A 16,986-nucleotide genomic window follows, 5' to 3' on the forward strand; every position below is an offset into this window, starting at 1 on the left:
AAAAGCCCTTCGATGTCGTGTCCCTGCGCAATGGCCATAAATTTGCAGGCGAGGCGGCAGGAGAGGCGCTTTTTTACTGCGTCGGGCCGGGTATTGCAGGTTGAACGGGAAGGAAATCGACGCGCGCGGCAGGTAGGCGCGCCATCACTCGTCAGAGTGCGCTGTCCAGAAAATACCACTGGTCCAGATGGGCAAGGACGACGGGTTCGATGGCGGCGTTCAGCAGGAGCATGTCCTCCACGAACCGCTCGCCGGATTTCTCCTCCGGCGGAAGGCGGATCGGGTCGAGGGCACGCGCCTCGAAGCGGAAGCCATCGGTGCGGATATTGTACCACGGGCAGATGGTTGCGCCGGTCATCCGTGCAAGCCGGATGATCAGTGCGATATTGCCTTCCATATGCGGCGGCCGGCCGAAGAACGGGCCGCGAATGACGCCCTGAAACCCTTCGTCACAAAAGGCGCTGACGACGCCGCCCTGCCGCAGGATCTTCACAGCGGGGCGGACGCCTTGAAAGCCGGGCGGCAGAAACTGCACGCCGGCCTTTGTGCGGACGCGCTCGGCGATCCACGCTTTCGCCCGTTCGGCGGGTGGCACGTAGAAGATGTGAGGCGATACGTTGATCTTCTTGAGAATGATCGGGCCGACTTCCCAGTTGCCGAGATGCAGCCCGACGATGATCGTCGGCCCCGCGCGGACCGCCTCGTCGATGATCTCAAGGCCGTGGTATTGCAGGCGGTCAGGGTGTTCTGCGATCCGGTTGACGACGGAGAACTCCGTCATGATGCGTCCCTGCGACTTCTGGTTCTCGATCACCAGGTCTTCGCGCTCCGCTTCGGAAAGGTCCGGGCGAAGCTTGCGTACTGTTTCGCGGGCGCGGTGTTCGGCAACCTTGTGGAAGCGCGGCATGGCGAAGCGGCCAAGCGCCGCGCCGAGGGCCGAAACCTTGTCCATGGGAAGGAGTTTCAGGGAATAGTGGCCGAGCAGATGCGCCATATTCCAGAGATTTTCCTTGACCCAGTAGCGCAGGAACCGTTCGCGCTCGCTCCCTCCGGCACGGAACGCGGAAAAGCCGGGGCGATCGCTACTTGTAAAGAACCACGCTTTCCTGCGGCTGAGGTTGCTGGCGTCGCGCGGCGGCTCGTCGTTCAAGAGGATGCTCCGGGACGCTGTTCGAGGGTGATGGGCAGACCGTCACGCGGGCGGAGCGTCAGGCGGCAGACCGGTTCGACCTTGTGGTTTTCCGGAACGCGGACGCGGAAGCGCTGCGCGATGATGGCAAGGCACAACACGGCCTCGGTAAGCCCGAAATGCAGGCCCGGGCAGACACGCGGCCCGCTGGCGAAGGGAATATAGCTGTAGGGCGTCGGCCTGCGCCCTTCCATGAAGCGCTCGGGCATGAACCGGTGCGGCTCGGGAAACAGGCTTTCGGTCCGGTGCAGCAGCCACGGAACGATGAGGATCAGCGAGTTGGCTGCAACGTCGACGCCGCCGATCTCGTCGGCCTTGCGGTTCTGCCGCGCAAGGATCGGCACCGGCGGATAGAGGCGGAGCGTCTCCTCGATCACGGCCTTGCACCATTCGAGATTCGGCACGTCGTCGATGGTCGGCGTGCGGTCGCCGCAGACGCGGGCGATTTCCGCGTGAACGGACTGCTCCACCCAGGGTGCGCGGGCCAGCAGATACCAGGCCCAGGTCAGCGTCGCGGCCGTCGTCTCGTGCCCGGCCATGAAGATCGTCGCGGCCTCGTTGCGCAGCGCTACTACGTCCAGCTTGAGTTCGGGATTGCGCTTTTGCCGGCGGATCAGGAGTTCGACCATCGAATTGTGGTCGCCGCGGCCGGCGAGGTGGTCTTCCACGACCTTGTCGATGACCCGGTGGATGCGTTTGACGGAGCGGCGCAGCGATGGCGTGCGCAGGATCGGCAGGCCATCGTCGAAGCCGATGAAATAGCCGAGATTGATCGAGTCGATCAGCGACTGGTAGCTGGAGAACCCTTCGGAAACGGAGGCCGCGCCGTCTTCGCCCAACTGGTTGCCGAAGACGGCGCGGGAAATGATCTCCGCCGTCAGCCCGGCCATTTCATGGAGGGCATTGAGGGTGGTGCCCTGCGGCATGCCGCGCCAGCGTTCGACAAGCTCGCTTGCCGTCTGTTCCATGATCGGCCCGAAGGAGGGCACACGGTTCATGTGCACGATGTCGGCAACGAGCGCGCGCCGCTGCCGCCAGGTCTCGCCATCGGAAATGAAGAGCCCGTCGCCGAGCAGATGTTCCAGCGCCCGCCGCATTTGCGGGCTCTTTCTCTCGTAGTTTTCCTGCCGCTTGACGACAACGTCGCGGATCAGCGCCGGGCTGTTGACCAGCACGACCTGCCGGCCGAGGACGCGGATCTGCGAGACGATCTCGCTATAGTCGCTGGCGCGCCAGATCGACAGGAAGTCTGTGCGGGCCTGGAGCAGAAGCTGCAACGGTTTGCCGGGAGGCCCCGCATAGTACTGCGCGCGCACGGGTTCCAGCACGCTGTCGCTGGCGAATTCCTGAAAATTGACCGGTTTTTGAAGCCAGGCGAGCATGGATGCCATTCGTTGTTTCGTGCCTAACGTCTAAACATCGGGTTGCAACTGTCAACTGCGCGCGCAGCCTCAAAACGCTTCTGTGGTGCGGGGTCATGCCTTGCGGCGGATCACGAGGAAAAGCAGCGCCATGAGCAGGAAGGCGGTCGGCCAGAAATCGGTCATCTGGTCCCAGCTCCAGTCCCACATGCGATAGCCGTCGAGATGGGGCGGCGGCATGTGGACGGAAACCTCATAGTCGCGTTTCTCCCGGCCGTGGAAATGCCCCATTGCGAAGGCGAGACCGATGACGAGGGAAATGCGCCAGCGATACAGCACGCGCGAGATGAGCGCGACCACAAGGGCGATAAAAAGGGCCTCGACCATATGGCCGAGCCAGTCGTAATTTTCCTGAATATAGGTCCAGTCGATGCTCATCGGTTCGTTCGCGCTGCGTCGTGGCGGGGACCATGACACGTATCGCGATGGGCCTGTCAAGAACGGGTCCTGGCCGCCTCGCGTATCCGACACGCGGCGTCGTCGTTTGAACTGGTTTTTTGTTGAACAATAATAGTAGTGTCATTGGAAATGTTGTGGGCCGGACGAGCGTGCCAGCGATCCGGCGTGAGGGGAGGAATTCATGAAGCCCGATGCGATAACGGCGGCGCCTGCCGATGCGGCGGCCCGCAAGGCCATCAAACCGGTGATCTGCTATCCGGTCGAAACTCTGCCGCGGCCGGATCTTCCGGCCTATCGTGCGCTGCGGGACGATCTGGAACTGATCGAGACGGTCGTCGTGCCGCCGCGCGAGGCAGCGACCTGGACGGTGCCGGCCGGGCATTTCTGCCGCATCGTCAGCAGTGAGGGGCCGCAGGTGGGCGACCTCAACCTCTTCAACGCCAACGATCTTCGCGAACGGCTCTATACCGGCAAGACCCGCGCGCTGAACGGCACCCATGTTGGGCTCGGCGACCAGCTCTTTTCCAATTTCCCCTATCTGCGCTCCATCGCCACCATCACGCATGATACGCTGGACTGGTACGGCTTCGACGAATTCGGCGGAGCGGTGCATGACGTGATCGGCACGCGCTGCGATCCCTATACGCACAATCTGCTGAGCCATGGCGGGCAGTATCATCATTGCTGCCATTCCAATCTCACACGCGCCTTTGCCGCAAAGACCGGCATGGCGCCGCGCGAGGCGGAGACCTACGTGCATGACGTGCTGAACGTCTTCATGTGCACGGGCTTCACCCGCGATACGGGGCAGTATTTCATGAAGGCAAGCCCGGTGCGGCCGGGCGACTATCTGGAATTCTTCGCCGAAATCGACCTTCTCGGTTGCCTGTCGGCGTGCCCGGGTGGGGATTGCTCGGCGCAGCATTCATCCGATACGGCGGCCTGCTATCCCTTGGTGGTCGAGGTCTACAAGGCGAAGGGCATGCCGCAAGGCTGGACGCGGCCGCCGATCAACGGCTACGACGGCACCCACGGGCTTTAAGCCTCCCGGCGTTTCCTCGAAGACGGGGAGACGCCTATGCCGCCCCGGCCGGATCGCCGATCGGCATCAGGGCCGGGTTGGTGGCCTGTTCGCGCCTGGTTTTTTCTTCCTGCGTTTCCGCTTCAGCATCAGGCTTGGCGTCGTTCCCGGATTTCTGCCGGTCGGGCTTGGGGCTTTTCGGGCCGCCCTGCACATCGATCTTCGTCATGGTCCGTTTCCTCAAAAGTTCAGGAACTGCTGCGGATTCCGCCGCGCGCGCATGAGAAGGTCCAGCTCCCGCTTGGAGGGGCCGAACTTGTCGAACAGGCGCTGAGCCTCCTCCTGCGACAACTCATAGGCCGCACGAAAGTCTTCCACCGTGTAACGTTCTCCGGACAGCCTGCGGTGTTCGGGAAAGAGTTTGGATTGGTCGGGCATCTGTGATCACGCTTGTCGTCATTGACAATGCCTCAACCGGTAAAGGCCGCGATTGTTCCCTGGCTGTCTGGAAAGTTGGGGCGGATCGGGACGCACCGGAAACCGATGCCCTCTATTTCGGCATCGCGCGCGAGGCAAAGGCCGCCGAACGGCGGCAATGCCCGAGGGGCTAGTCGCGGTCGGGTGCGCCGAGCGGGAAAAATTTCCGGAAGGGTCGGGCCTCGTCGACCGCGCGGGCGAAGGACGGCCGGGCGAGCAGGCGGCGGCGATAGGCATGGACATGCTTGAAGGCGGGATCGATGGCGTGCGTCCAGTCCGCATAGAAGAGGAACGGGCCTGCGCCGCAATCGGCCAGCGAGAAGGCGTCGCCTGATGCCCACAGGCGTCCTTCCATATGCCGGTCGAGCCAGGCATAGGCGCGCTCCAGCATGTTGCGGGCCTCCTTCTCGCCGTAGGGATCACGGTCCGCTTCCGACCGGATGGCGTTGAAGACGATCTTCTGCTGCGGTGTCGAGACGTAGTTGTCGAAGAAGCGGTCGAGCATGCGCACCTCGATCGCCATCTGCGGATCGTCCGGGACAAGCTTGACCGGCCCCGGATAGTGCAGCCCCAGATATTCGATGATGATCGATGCTTCCATCACCGTATGTTTGCCATCGACGAGGATGGGAAACCGCTTGATCGGCCAGAGTGCCTCGAAGTCGGCCAGCGTTTCCGGATCGTTGTGATCGAGCAGGCGGTATTCGAAGTCGGTGTGGTTTTCATAGAGCGCTGTCAGCGCCTTCTGGCAGTAGCTCGAAAAGGGGTGGGCATAGAGATCCGGCTTCATGGCAACCTCCGCGTCTGCTGACCCTTTGTCGCAAATCCGATTGCAAAATGCAATCGGATTGTCGGGTCGCATTGCGGACGCTGCCTTTCAGCCGGCCTTCGCCTGGAAGGCCCGGTGTAAATTCTCGTTGTGCTGCGGGGAAGGCTGCGTCCGGGCGAGGGGAATCGCCAGCACCATGAAGACCAGGGCTGCGACGAACAGCATGCCTGGATGAAATAGCCTCGTTTTCAAGCGTCACCTCATCGTCCACTGCCGCTTCGTGCGCCGCAAACCTGACGCTGCGCTGAATGCCGCGTCGGCCTGCGTTCAGGCGGCTGTCAGCTTGCACCGGCAGGGAGGGCGCAAGCGGCGATGCGCGTTTGCGGCATCGCCTGGCATGACGTGAAAGGATATTCCATGCGCGAAGGAACCGGCCGTGCTGCCCTGTGGCGGCCCGAACTGGGAAGCGTCACCGTCAGCATCCTGACGGCGCTCTATCTCCTGACCCTCACCAACGAGAGCTTCTGGTCGAAGGGCTGGCAATATCTGGAAGGAAGGCCCACCACCTTCGCGTCCATCGCCATCGGCATCGCCTGCCTCTACATCGCGCTCTGCGTCGCCGTATCGGTGAAATATGCGATGAAGCCGCTCTTCATCCTGCTCATCCTCGCAAGCGCCGCCGGTGCCTGGTTCATGGACCGGTTCGGCGTCGTCATCGATATCGAGATGATCCGCAACGCGGCGGAAACCAGCAGCGCCGAGGCCGGCCATCTGATCACCCCCGGCTTCGTGCTGCACATGCTGGTCTACGGCCTTCTGCCGTGTCTTCTTCTGTTGTGGGTGAAGGTTCGCCATCGCCCGTTCTTCGGCAAGCTGCGCGGCAATCTTCTCGTCATCGTGCCGGCACTTGTCATCGCGCTCGTCGCGGGCCTTTCCCATGCCCGGGTCTATGCGGCGGCCGTCCGGGCGCATCACGACTGGTTCGAGACGCTCAATCCCTTCGTACCGCTCGTTACCGCCGTGCAGTTCGCCGCCGGCCAGTCGGTCGACGTCAATGTGGTGGCCGCCCCGCTCGGCGAGGATGCGCATGTCGGCGATGCGCCGCTGGCGGTGCGCAAGCCGCGCCTGATGATCGTCGTTGCCGGCGAGACGGCGCGCGCCGCCAATTTCTCGCTCGGCGGCTACGGCCGCGACACCAACCCGGAACTGGCGCAGAAGGACATCCGCTATTTTGCCGATACGACAAGCTGCGGCACGGCGACGGCCGTCTCGCTGCCCTGCATGTTCTCCGTCTATCCAAGGGCCGAATACACCCACCGCAAGGGGCTCTCGACGCAAAATCTGCTCGACGTGCTCTCCCATGCCGGTATCGGCGTCGAATGGTGGGACAACAATACCGGCAGCAAGGAGGTTGCCCGGCGCGTCAGGGAGCGCTCGCTGATTGAAGGGGGAAACCCGCGCGACTGCTCGGGCGGCGAATGCCGCGACCAGGTGATGCTCGACAATCTCGATGCCTGGATCGGCTCGGTCAAGAAGGACACCGTGCTCGTGCTGCACCAGATCGGCAGCCACGGGCCGGCCTACTATCTTCGCTACCCGGAAGAATTCCGCCGTTTCACGCCGGACTGCCGCAGCGCGGAATTCTCCGATTGCACGAAGGAGGAGATCGTCAACGCCTATGACAACACGATCGCCTATACCGACCATATCCTGGCCGGCGTGATCGAACGGCTGGAGAAGCAGGAGGACCGGTTGGACGTCTCCATGCTCTATATGTCCGACCACGGCGAGTCGCTCGGCGAGCTTGGCCTCTACCTGCATGGCGCGCCCTACATGATCGCGCCGAGCCAGCAGACTCAGGTGCCCTTCGTGCTCTGGCTCGGCAAGGGCGGGAAGGCTGCCTATTCGGCTTCCTGCCTCGACGCAGAGACGAAGCAGCGGCAGTCGCATGACAATCTGTTCCATACCGTTCTCGGCATGATGCGGGTGGAAACGAAAGTGCGCGATCCGGCGCTCGATCTGGTTTCGGCCTGTCGGCTCGGGGCGACGTCCTGAGCGGGAAGGGCGGTGGCAACAGGGATCGCCCGGATGTATTGTCCGGGATCGGAAGGCGGCCTTCATGCCGCTGTTGTGGGGAGAGCCGGGCGCTTGAGAGTTCTGCTGATCGAGGACGATGCCGTTCTGGGCGAGGCGGTGCGCGATTTCGTCGCCGGGCTCGGCCACGCCGTCGACTGGATGCAGATGCTGGACGATGGCCGCAGTGCGGCCGGCACGGTGGACTACGATCTCATCCTGCTCGACCTGCGCCTGCCGGACGGCAGCGGGCTGTCGCTGCTGACGGACCTGCGCCGCGCCGGCGCGGTGACGCCGATCATCATCCTGACCGCGCATGACCAGATTTCCGACCGCATCGAGGGGCTGAACAGCGGGGCGGACGACTATCTCGTCAAGCCGTTCAACCTCGGCGAACTCGGCGCGCGCATGCTGGCCGTCGCCCGGCGTTATGCGGGCGCGGCGCTTCCGGTGCTGGAGGCCGGGCCGCTGACGATCCAGCTTGCCGACCGCCGGGTGTTGCGCGAGGGAGAGCCCGTCGACCTCTCCAGCCGCGAATGGGCGGTGCTGGCTCGGCTTGCCGCCCGGCCCGACGCCATCGTCTCCAAAAGCCAGATCGAGGAAGCGCTCTACGCCTTCGGCTCGGAAATCGAGAGCAACACGGTGGAGGTCTATGTCAGCCGGCTGCGCAAGAAGCTTGGCCGGGACTGCGTCGAGACGCTGCGCGGCATTGGCTACAGGCTGGGCCGATGAGCGGTCTGCGCAGCCTTGCCGGGCAACTCATGCTGTGGATCACGGCGACCGTCACCCTGCTGTGGCTCGTGGCGGTCGGATTCGGCGCACTGGTCATGCATGACGAGTTCGGCGAGATATTCGACAGCGCCCTGCAGGAGACGGCCGAGCGCCTGATGCCGCTCGTTGCCGATGATCTCTTGCGGCATGGCGACCTGACCAAGCCGCACCGTGTCGAGGCCATGCGCGCGCCTTCGGAGGAAGAATACCTGACCTACCAGGTGCGCGACACGACGGGCCGCGTGCTGCTGCACTCGCACAGTGCGGCGGCCCAAGCTTTCGACGCGCCGCTGACGGTCGGATTCTGGCAGAGCGATACCGGGCGGATCTACACGACCGCCGCGCCGGACGGCACGATTTTCGTGCAGGTCAAGGATTCCGCGGCGGAGCGGCGCGAGGCGATGATGGAGGGCGCGTTCGCCCTGCTGCTGCCGGTGCTGCTCATCGTTCCCGTTACCATCGCGGCTGTTTGGTTTATCGTGCGGCGCGTGCTGTCGCCGGTGGAAACCCTTCGCGCGGCCATCGGCGAGAAGGATGGCGGCAATCTCGCCTCCATCGCGGCGGCGGATCTGCCTCTGGAGCTGAAGCCGATCCTGCGCTCGGTCAATCTTCTGCTGGTGCGCCTGCGCGCCGTGCTGGCCGCCGAGCGGGAATTCACCGCCAACAGCGCGCACGAACTGCGTACGCCCATCGCCGGCGCATTGGCGCAGACCCAGCTGCTTCTTTCCGAGCTGCGGGAAGCTCCGACGCGTGCGCGCGCCCGGCAGATCGAAGCCTCGCTGCAAAAACTGACCCGCCTTACGGAAAAGCTTCTCCAACTCGCCCGCGCCGAGGCGGGGATCGGCGTGTCGCAAAGCACCTTCGACGTGGCCGATGTGGTCCGCGTCGTGGTCACGGATTTCCAGCGCGCTTCAGAAGATGCGGCGCGCATCCGCTTGCAGATCGATCCTGCGGGGGCGGTGCTGCGCGAGGGCGCGGCGGATGCCTTTGCCATCGTGTTGCGAAACCTCGTCGAAAACGCTCTTCTGCACGGACGGGTTGGCGAACCGGTCGACATTTTCGTTTCCGAAACGGGCAATGTGTGCATTTCCAACGGCGCCCCCCGCCTGTCCGAGCTGGAGCTGGTCTCCCTGCGAAAACGCTTTTCCCGCGGCAAAACCCTGGCTCCCGGCTCTGGCCTCGGGCTTTCCATCGCCGAACGCCTGCTTGCGCAGATGCGGGCAAACCTTGTCCTGACATCGCCCGTTCCGGGGCATGTTGATGGATTTCAGGCAGAGATCGTGTTTCCTGCCACAGGCTGACACAGGGCGCATGCGCCGCCTGCTTCATTCCCGAACAGTCTCGATTTGCAGCATCTCACCCCCGAAAGGGCCGGCGGGTTTGCCCGTAATTTTTTCCATTAGCATGTGATAAAGGTGTGGCTTTATGCCGCATCGTGTGGTTTTATGTGGCTATAAGCAAAAAAGGTGGGGAATATGGGTCGCAAACCGGAAGACTATGCGCGGCTGCTGGCCAGCACGCTTTGCAAACTGCATGCCGCGGAGTGCCGCGGACCATCGCCGCTGGTGTCCGAAGACAGCCTTCGCGTCATCACCGAAACCATCGCCGCGGCGATGGATGAAGCACGCAAAATTCATATCGTTCTGGAACTTGCAGCATTGCGCGAACGTCGCGAACGCATTCGTCTGCACTCCTGACAATTCTTGCTCCATCGGACCGACTGCTCCGGATTCGAGACGGCCGGCTTGTTCCGCGGATGACTTTCGCGGCTCTTCGCGTTACGTCCTGTCTGCGCCTTGGCGCAGCGACGATTCCGGCGGAGGATTGACATGGCGGACTGGGGCAGGACGGGCGAGGGCAAGATCGCACTGGTAACGGGCGGCGGCACGGGCGTGGGGCTTGCGGTCGCGCGGGGCCTCAGCGCCGAGGGCTATGCGGTCGTCATTACCGGACGGCGGCTTGCCGTTCTGGAAGCGGCGGCGGCGGCGGTTTCCGCCGAGACGGGCAACCGCGTCCGGGGCATCGCCTGCGATGTCGGCGATCCGTTGCAGGTGGCGGCGGTCTTTGCAGAAGTGAAGCAGGAATTCGGCCGGCTCGACCTGCTTGTCAACAATGCCGGCTCCAATGTCTCGCCCGCGCTTCTGGAGGATATTCCCTTCGAGGAATGGTCCAACATCCTTGCGGCGAATATCACGGGGTCGTTCCTCTGCACCCAGCAGGCCTTCAGGATCATGAAGGATCAGAGCCCGCGGGGCGGACGCATCATCAACAACGGCTCGATTTCCGCCACCACGCCCCGGCCGAACTCGGCGCCCTATACGGCGACGAAGCACGCCATTACCGGCCTGACCAAGTCCACCGCGCTTGACGGGCGCAAATACGACATTGCCTGCGGCCAGATCGATATCGGCAATGCCGCAACGGACATGACATCGAGGATGAGCACGGGCGTGTTGCAGGCCAACGGAGAAATCGCGCCCGAACCCACGATGTCGGTCAAGCATGTCGCCGATGCGGTGATCTACATGGCGAGCCTGCCGCTTGATGCCAACGTGCTGACCATGACGGTGATGGCAACGGCGATGCCCCTCGTCGGGCGCGGGTAGGGACTAGCGCCGCGGCTCGCCGCCTTCGGCATAGACCGTTTTTTGCTGGAACTTGAAGATATGGCCGCAGCGGCAGCGGATCATGTGCTTGTCGGGATATTTCGACGGGCGCTCGGTCAGGAAGCCGTGCGGCAGCGAATCCACCGTGAAATCGGGGGTCTTGCGGGTCGGCATGTCGTCTTCCGAGACTTCGGCATAGCCGGAATTGCCGCACATGGCGCATTCGAGTTTGCGCGAATAGCGGTCGCGGGCGGCCATGGACGTCTCCTTCGTCGGAATCGGGTTTGCCGTTAATAGGGCATCGCCCCCGCCCGTTTCAATGGTTCATGCGGCCAGCAGCGACTGAAGGATGGTGATGATCCGGCGATGCTGGTGTGCATGGCGGGTGCGCACGTTGACGGCGGCATAGACGGCCTGTGCGATCGGTTCGGCGCCCGCAACCCGGCTCGCCGCGCCGCTTCTCAGCAGGCGTCTGGCGTCCTCCGCGGGCACGAAGGCCGAGCCGCCGAGCTTTTGCATCAGCGCCAGGATGGCGGTCGTCTCGCCGCTGGCGATCGGCGCGGTCGAAAGCTCCGGATGGGCCTGCCGGTGCAGCCGGTCGAAGGCGGGCGAATAGACCGCCTGGATATAGTCCTGCGGCCTCACATCCTCGATGCGCGTCACCCTGCTGCTCACCATCTCGTAGATCACGTCCCCGATCCGCTCGTAGTGGAGATCCGGCAGGTAATGCGGCGTGAAGAGGATGGCGAGGTCGAGTTCGCCCGCGCCGAGGTCGCGGTTCATCTGGTTGGAATAGTCGACCTCCAGATAGATCGAGGTGGCCGGCAGTTCCTTGCGAACCGCCGCCAGCCAGTCGCCGGCATAGTGGGCGGCAAGGTCGTGTTGCAGGCCGATGCGCATGGAGCGCTCGTAGGCGCCTGCCGTCTCCACCGCGCGCGAGGCCTCATGCCATTGATGTTGCAGGGCCTTTGCATGATCGAGAAAACGCAGGCCCGCGGCGGTCGGCTGGGTTCCGCCCTTGTTGCGGGCGAACAGTTTGCGGGCGAACATCGCCTCCAGCGCCTTGATGCGGTGGGTGACCGTCGACTGCGTGATGTTCAGCCGCTCCGCCGTGCGGTTGAAGTTGCGGGTTTCCATCAGGTCCAGGAATGTCTCAATCAGGACAATTTGCATGAACGCGCCGTATTTTTCCAATGTTTGACGGCACTGTAATCGAGATTATCGATTAATAAAGCGAATTCCGCCCGCTTGCCGCCCGGCGCTTTGGTTGCCACAAATCCGGGTCAAAGAAGGGGAACGAGAATGTCCGCACTGCCAAGCCATGCCCGTGTCGTCATTATCGGCGGAGGCGCCGTGGGTGCGTCTGCGCTCTATCATCTGGCGAAGGCCGGATGGACGGATTGCGTGCTTCTGGAGAAGAACGAGCTGACCGCCGGCTCTACCTGGCATGCGGCCGGCAACGTGCCGACCTTCTCCTCCTCCTGGTCGATCATGAACATGCAGCGCTATTCTGCCTCGCTCTACCGCGAGCTTGGCGTGCTGGTCGACTATCCGATGAACTACCACGTCACCGGCTCCATCCGCCTCGGCCATTCGAAGGAGCGCTTGCAGGAATTCAAGCGCGTCGTCGGCATGGGCCGCTATCAGGGCATGGATCTTGACATTCTCTCGCCCGACGAGATTCGCGGCAAATATCCCTTCCTCGAAACGCATGACCTCACCGGCGCGCTCTACGACCCCAATGACGGCGACATCGATCCGGCGCAGCTGACGCAGGCGCTCGCCAAGGGTGCCCGCGACATGGGCGCGAAGATCTTCCGCTTCTGTCCGGCAACCGGCGCGCGCCGTGAGGGCGAGGAATGGGTGATCTCCACGCCGCAGGGCGAAATCCGCTGCGAGAAGGTCGTCAATGCCGCCGGCTACTATGCCCGCGAGGTCGGCAAATGGTTCGGCCGCGACGTGCCGATGATGGTGATGAGCCATCAATATATGCTGTTCGAGGAAATCCCGGAACTTGCCGCCTGGTCGAGGGAAGCCGGACACAAGCTGCCGCTGCTGCGCGACGTCGACAGCTCCTACTATCTCCGTCAGGAAAAGACGGGCATGAATCTCGGCCCCTATGAACGCAACTGCAAGGCGCATTGGGTGACGCCGGACGATCCGATGCCGGACGACTTTTCGTTCCAGCTCTTCCCTGACGATCTGGACCGGCTCGAATGGTATCTCAACGACGCCGTCGAGCGCGTGCCGATCCTCGGCACGGCCGGCCTGTCGCGCATGATCAACGGGCCGATCCCCTATGCGCCGGACGGCAATCCGCTGCTCGGCCCCATGCCCGGCGTGCCGAACGCCTATGAGGCCTGCGTCTTCACCTTCGGCATCTGCCAGGCCGGCGGTGCCGGCAAGGTTCTGGCAGAGTGGGTGACGGAGGGCGAGACGGAATGGGACATGTGGTCCTGCGATCCGCGCCGCTACACGTCCTTCGCCGCCGACACGGATTATTGCGTCGCCAAGGGCATGGAAATCTACGGCCACGAATATGCCATGCATTTCCCGAAGCACGCCTGGCCGGCCGGGCGGGACATGAAGCTCTCGCCGATCCACGACCGCATCAAGGCGCTCGGCGGCCAGTTCAAGCCCTTCAACGGCTGGGAGCGCGCCAACTGGTATGCCCGGCCCGGCGACGACACGTCTGAAGCGTCCACCCAAACCTGGAACCGCGAAGGGCCATGGCGGCCGCGCATCGAGGAAGAATGCCGCGCCGTCGCTGAAGCCGCCGGCATCCTCGACCTTCCCGGCTTCTCGCGCTTCCGCGTCAGGGGAGAAGGGGCGACGGCGTGGCTCTCCACCCTGACCACCGGCAAGCTGCCGAAGCCCGGCCGCATCGGCCTTGCCTATTTCTCCGACGACAAGGGCCGCATCGTCACGGAAATGTCGGTCATGATGCTGGACGAGGACTTCTTCTTCCTCATCACCGCCGCGACCGCCCAGTGGCACGATTTCGAATGGCTGCAGAAGCACCTGCCGAAGGATGCCGCCTTCACCATCGATGACGTCACGGAGAACTTCTCCTGCCAGATCCTGTCCGGCCCCAATTCCCGTGCGATCCTCGCGGAAGTCTCGGATGCCGACCTTTCCAAGGGCTGGCTGACGCACCAGAGCTGCCGGATCGCCGACCACTGGTGCCAGCTGGTGCGCGTTTCCTTCGCCGGCGAACTCGGCTGGGAAATCCACAGCAAGGTCGAGGATACCGCCGCGATCTTCGATGCTGTCTGGGATGCCGGCCAGAAGCACGGCCTGAAACCCTTCGGCATGGAGGCGCTCGACAGCCTGCGCATCGAGAAGGGCTACCGCGCCTGGAAGGGCGACCTTTCGACCGATTACACGATCCTGCAAGGCGGCCTCGACCGCTTCGTCGACTGGGCCAAGCCCGACTTCAAGGGCAAGGCGGCACTGGAGCGCGAAAAGCAGCAAGGCGTCTCGAAGCGCTTCGTGCTGCTGACGGTGGAGGCCGGCGATTGCGATGCGCCCTACATGTCGACGCTCTGGCATGGCGGCAAGGTTGTCGGCGAGACGACCTCCGGCAACTGGGGCTACCGCACCGGCAAATCCATCGCGCTCGGCATGCTGCGCGCCGACCTTGCCGTGCCGGGCACGCAGATCGAGGTCGAAATCTACGGCGACCGTTTCAAGGCGACCGTCCAGCCCGACGGCCCGCTCTTCGATCCCAACAATGAAAGACTGCGCGCATGACGAAGCCCGTTCCCCAAAAGGCGAGAGCCGTCATCATCGGCGGCGGCGTCTCCGGCTGCTCGGTCGCCTATCACCTGGCGAAACTCGGCTGGACGGACGTGGTGCTGCTGGAGCGCAAACAGCTCACGTCAGGCACCACCTGGCATGCCGCCGGCCTGATCGGCCAGCTGCGCGCCTCGCAGAACATGACGCGCCTCGCCAAATATTCCGCTGACCTTTACGTCAAGCTCGAGGCCGAGACAGGCATCGGCACCGGTATGCGCCAGTGTGGCTCGATGACCGTGGCGCTGACGGATGAGCGCAAGGAGGAGATCTACCGCCAGGCATCGCTCGCGCGTGCCTTCGACATCGACGTGCGGGAAATCTCCGTCGACGAGGTGAAGGCGATGTATCCGCACCTCAACACGGCGGATGTGAAGGCCGCCGTGCACCTGCCGCTCGATGGCCAGTGCGACCCGGCCAACATCGCGATGGCCTTGGCAAAAGGCGCGCGGCAGAACGGTGCGACGGTCATCGAGAACGTCAAGGTGACGTCGGTGCTGACGAAGGACGGCCGGGTGACGGGCGTTGCCTGCGAGCAGAACGGCGAGACCTTCACCATCGAGACGGAGAATGTCGTCAATGCCGCCGGCATGTGGGGCCGCACGCTCGCCGACATGTCCGGCGTCACGCTGCCGCTGCATGCCTGCGAGCATTTCTACATCGTCACCGAGCCGATCCCGAACCTCACGCGCCTGCCGGTCCTGCGCGTGCCGGACGAATGCACTTATTACAAGGAGGATGCCGGCAAGATGCTGATCGGCGCCTTCGAGCTGAAGGCCAAGCCCTGGGGCATGGACGGCATTTCGGAAGACTTCTGCTTCGACCAGTTGCCGGAGGATTTCGACCACTTCCAGCCGATCCTCGAAAATGCGATCAACCGCATGCCGATGCTGGAAACGGCGGGCATCCACACCTTCTTCAACGGCCCGGAAAGCTTCACGCCGGATGATCGCTACTATCTCGGCGAGGCCCCGCAACTGAAGGGCTACTGGGTCGCCGCCGGCTACAATTCCATCGGCATCGTCTCCTCCGGCGGTGCCGGCATGGCGCTTGCCCAATGGATGAACGACGGCGAAGCGCCGTTCGATCTCTGGGAGGTCGATATCCGCCGCGCCCAGCCGTTCCAGAAGAATCGCGCCTATCTCAAGGATCGCGTTTCCGAGACGCTGGGCCTGCTCTATGCCGACCATTTCCCCTATCGCCAGATGGCGACGGCCCGCGGCGTGCGTCGTTCGCCGCTGCACGAGCACCTGAAGGCCCGCGGCGCCGTCTTCGGCGAAGTCGCCGGCTGGGAGCGCGCCAACTGGTTCGCGAAAGAGGGGCAGGAGCGGGAATACCGCTATTCGTGGAAGCGGCAGAACTGGTTCGAGAACCAGCGGGAGGAACATCTTGCCGTGCGCAATGGCGTCGGCCTCTTCGACATGACCTCCTTCGGCAAGATCCGCGTGGAGGGGCGCGATGCGCTTGCCTTCCTGCAAAGGCTCTGCGCCAACCAGATGGACGTCGCCCCCGGCAGGATCGTCTACACGCAGATGCTCAACGCGCGCGGCGGTATCGAGAGCGACCTGACGGTGACGCGCCTGTCGGAGACCGCCTTCTTCCTCGTCGTGCCCGGCGCGACGCTTCAGCGCGACCTTGCCTGGCTGCGCAAGCACTTGAACGACGAGTTCGTCGTCATCACCGATGTCACGGCTGCCGAAAGCGTGCTCTGCGTCATGGGGCCGAAAGCGCGCGACCTGATGCAGAAGGTCAGCCCGAACGATTTTTCCAACGCCAAGCATCCATTCGCAACGGCGCGGGAGATCGAGATCGGCATGGGCCTCGCCCGCGCCCACCGCGTCACCTATGTCGGCGAACTCGGCTGGGAGCTATACGTCTCCACCGACCAGACGGCGCATGTCTTCGAGGCGCTGGAGGAAGCGGGGGCCGATGTCGGCCTCAAACTCTGCGGCCTGCACACGCTCGACAGCTGCCGCATCGAAAAGGCCTTCCGCCATTTCGGCCATGACATAACGGACGAGGATCATGTGCTGGAAGCCGGCCTCGGCTTTGCCGTGCGCACCGGGAAGGGCGAGTTCATCGGCCGCGATGCGGTGCTGCGCAGGCAGGAGGAGGGCCTGAAGCGCCGCATGGTGCAGTTCAGGCTCACCGACCCCGAGCCGCTGCTCTTCCACAACGAGGCGCTGGTGCGCGACGGGAAAATCGTCTCGACCATCACCTCGGGCAACTACGGGCACCATCTCGGCGGCGCGATCGGCATGGGCTACGTGCCCTGCCAGGGCGAAAGCGAGGCGGATGTGCTGGCCTCGAACTACGAGGTCGAGATTGCCGGCGTCAGGGTGAAGGCGGAAGCCTCGCTCGCGCCCATGTACGATCCGAAGGCGGAGAGAGTGCGCGCCTGAGGCGCGCACCTATTGAAATGCCCTTGCCGGTCGAGGCGCACCGGTATCGATCTTCCTGTGAGA

At 63.8% G+C, this 16,986-nt stretch carries 16 protein-coding genes; 8 read left to right on the forward strand and 8 right to left on the reverse strand.

Annotation, left to right across the window (positions count from 1 at the left end; all coding sequences use genetic code 11):
• Positions 1-151: 151 nt before the first annotated feature.
• The 3 genes from WA950_RS02150 to WA950_RS02160 all read right to left on the reverse strand — a co-directional run bounded on the left by WA950_RS02150 (position 152) and on the right by WA950_RS02160 (position 2,988).
• Entirely contained in the window at positions 152-1,150 is a 999-nt protein-coding gene (locus WA950_RS02150) for a lysophospholipid acyltransferase family protein (RefSeq protein WP_424550020.1), read from the reverse strand.
• On the reverse strand, positions 1,147-2,580 hold the full coding sequence (locus WA950_RS02155) for a cytochrome P450 (protein ID WP_424550021.1): 1,434 nt from the start codon (positions 2,578-2,580) through the stop codon (positions 1,147-1,149). The genes WA950_RS02150 and WA950_RS02155 overlap by 4 nt, the downstream gene beginning before the upstream one ends.
• Before the next feature lie 84 nt (positions 2,581-2,664).
• Entirely contained in the window at positions 2,665-2,988 is a 324-nt protein-coding gene (locus tag WA950_RS02160; protein ID WP_424550022.1) for a hypothetical protein, read from the reverse strand.
• A 202-nt stretch (positions 2,989-3,190) separates the two neighbouring features.
• Between WA950_RS02160 and WA950_RS02165 the strand changes: the two genes are divergently transcribed.
• Positions 3,191-4,051, forward strand: coding sequence for an urea carboxylase-associated family protein (locus WA950_RS02165; protein WP_424550023.1), 861 nt, complete (start codon positions 3,191-3,193; stop codon positions 4,049-4,051).
• Positions 4,052-4,085: 34 nt separating this feature from the next.
• Here the strand turns inward: WA950_RS02165 and WA950_RS02170 are convergent, their stop codons facing one another.
• The 3 genes from WA950_RS02170 to WA950_RS02180 form a co-directional block, all read right to left on the reverse strand.
• A complete protein-coding gene (locus WA950_RS02170) occupies positions 4,086-4,259 on the reverse strand; it encodes a hypothetical protein (RefSeq protein ID WP_424550024.1) in 174 nt (57 codons plus the stop codon).
• An 11-nt stretch (positions 4,260-4,270) separates the two neighbouring features.
• Positions 4,271-4,468: a hypothetical protein gene (locus WA950_RS02175; protein WP_424550025.1), complete on the reverse strand. Its 198-nt coding sequence runs from the start codon at positions 4,466-4,468 to the stop codon at positions 4,271-4,273.
• A 169-nt stretch (positions 4,469-4,637) separates the two neighbouring features.
• Positions 4,638-5,297 (reverse strand): glutathione S-transferase family protein, encoded by a 660-nt coding sequence (locus WA950_RS02180; protein ID WP_424550026.1) that lies wholly within the window; start codon positions 5,295-5,297, stop codon positions 4,638-4,640.
• A 396-nt stretch (positions 5,298-5,693) separates the two neighbouring features.
• Here WA950_RS02180 and WA950_RS02185 point away from each other — a divergent pair, with 396 nt between their 5' ends.
• The 5 genes from WA950_RS02185 to WA950_RS02205 all read left to right on the forward strand — a co-directional run bounded on the left by WA950_RS02185 (position 5,694) and on the right by WA950_RS02205 (position 10,726).
• Positions 5,694-7,331: a phosphoethanolamine transferase gene (locus WA950_RS02185; RefSeq protein ID WP_424550027.1), complete on the forward strand. Its 1,638-nt coding sequence runs from the start codon at positions 5,694-5,696 to the stop codon at positions 7,329-7,331.
• 93 nt (positions 7,332-7,424) lie between these two features.
• Positions 7,425-8,081 (forward strand): response regulator transcription factor, encoded by a 657-nt coding sequence (locus WA950_RS02190; protein WP_424550028.1) that lies wholly within the window; start codon positions 7,425-7,427, stop codon positions 8,079-8,081.
• Entirely contained in the window at positions 8,078-9,421 is a 1,344-nt protein-coding gene (locus WA950_RS02195; RefSeq protein WP_424550029.1) for a sensor histidine kinase, read from the forward strand. Before WA950_RS02190 ends, WA950_RS02195 begins: the two co-directional genes overlap by 4 nt.
• Before the next feature lie 174 nt (positions 9,422-9,595).
• A complete protein-coding gene (locus WA950_RS02200; RefSeq protein ID WP_424550030.1) occupies positions 9,596-9,817 on the forward strand; it encodes a hypothetical protein in 222 nt (73 codons plus the stop codon).
• 132 nt (positions 9,818-9,949) lie between these two features.
• The gene (locus tag WA950_RS02205; protein ID WP_424550031.1) at positions 9,950-10,726 is read left to right on the forward strand and encodes an SDR family oxidoreductase; all 777 of its coding nucleotides are present in this window, start codon (positions 9,950-9,952) and stop codon (positions 10,724-10,726) included.
• 3 nt (positions 10,727-10,729) lie between these two features.
• Here WA950_RS02205 and WA950_RS02210 read toward each other — a convergent pair whose 3' ends face one another.
• Positions 10,730-10,984 (reverse strand): hypothetical protein, encoded by a 255-nt coding sequence (locus WA950_RS02210; RefSeq protein ID WP_424550032.1) that lies wholly within the window; start codon positions 10,982-10,984, stop codon positions 10,730-10,732.
• Positions 10,985-11,050: 66 nt separating this feature from the next.
• Positions 11,051-11,899 (reverse strand): LysR family transcriptional regulator, encoded by an 849-nt coding sequence (locus WA950_RS02215; RefSeq protein ID WP_424550033.1) that lies wholly within the window; start codon positions 11,897-11,899, stop codon positions 11,051-11,053.
• A gap of 129 nt (positions 11,900-12,028) precedes the next feature.
• Between WA950_RS02215 and WA950_RS02220 the strand changes: the two genes are divergently transcribed.
• Both WA950_RS02220 and WA950_RS02225 read left to right on the forward strand, forming a co-directional pair.
• Positions 12,029-14,479: a GcvT family protein gene (locus tag WA950_RS02220; RefSeq protein ID WP_424550034.1), complete on the forward strand. Its 2,451-nt coding sequence runs from the start codon at positions 12,029-12,031 to the stop codon at positions 14,477-14,479.
• Positions 14,476-16,923: a GcvT family protein gene (locus tag WA950_RS02225; RefSeq protein ID WP_424550035.1), complete on the forward strand. Its 2,448-nt coding sequence runs from the start codon at positions 14,476-14,478 to the stop codon at positions 16,921-16,923. Before WA950_RS02220 ends, WA950_RS02225 begins: the two co-directional genes overlap by 4 nt.
• The last annotated feature ends 63 nt before the right edge of the window (positions 16,924-16,986 follow it).

The sequence above is a fragment of the Shinella sp. genome (assembly GCF_049651085.1).
Taxonomy (GTDB): Bacteria; Pseudomonadota; Alphaproteobacteria; order Rhizobiales; family Rhizobiaceae; genus Shinella.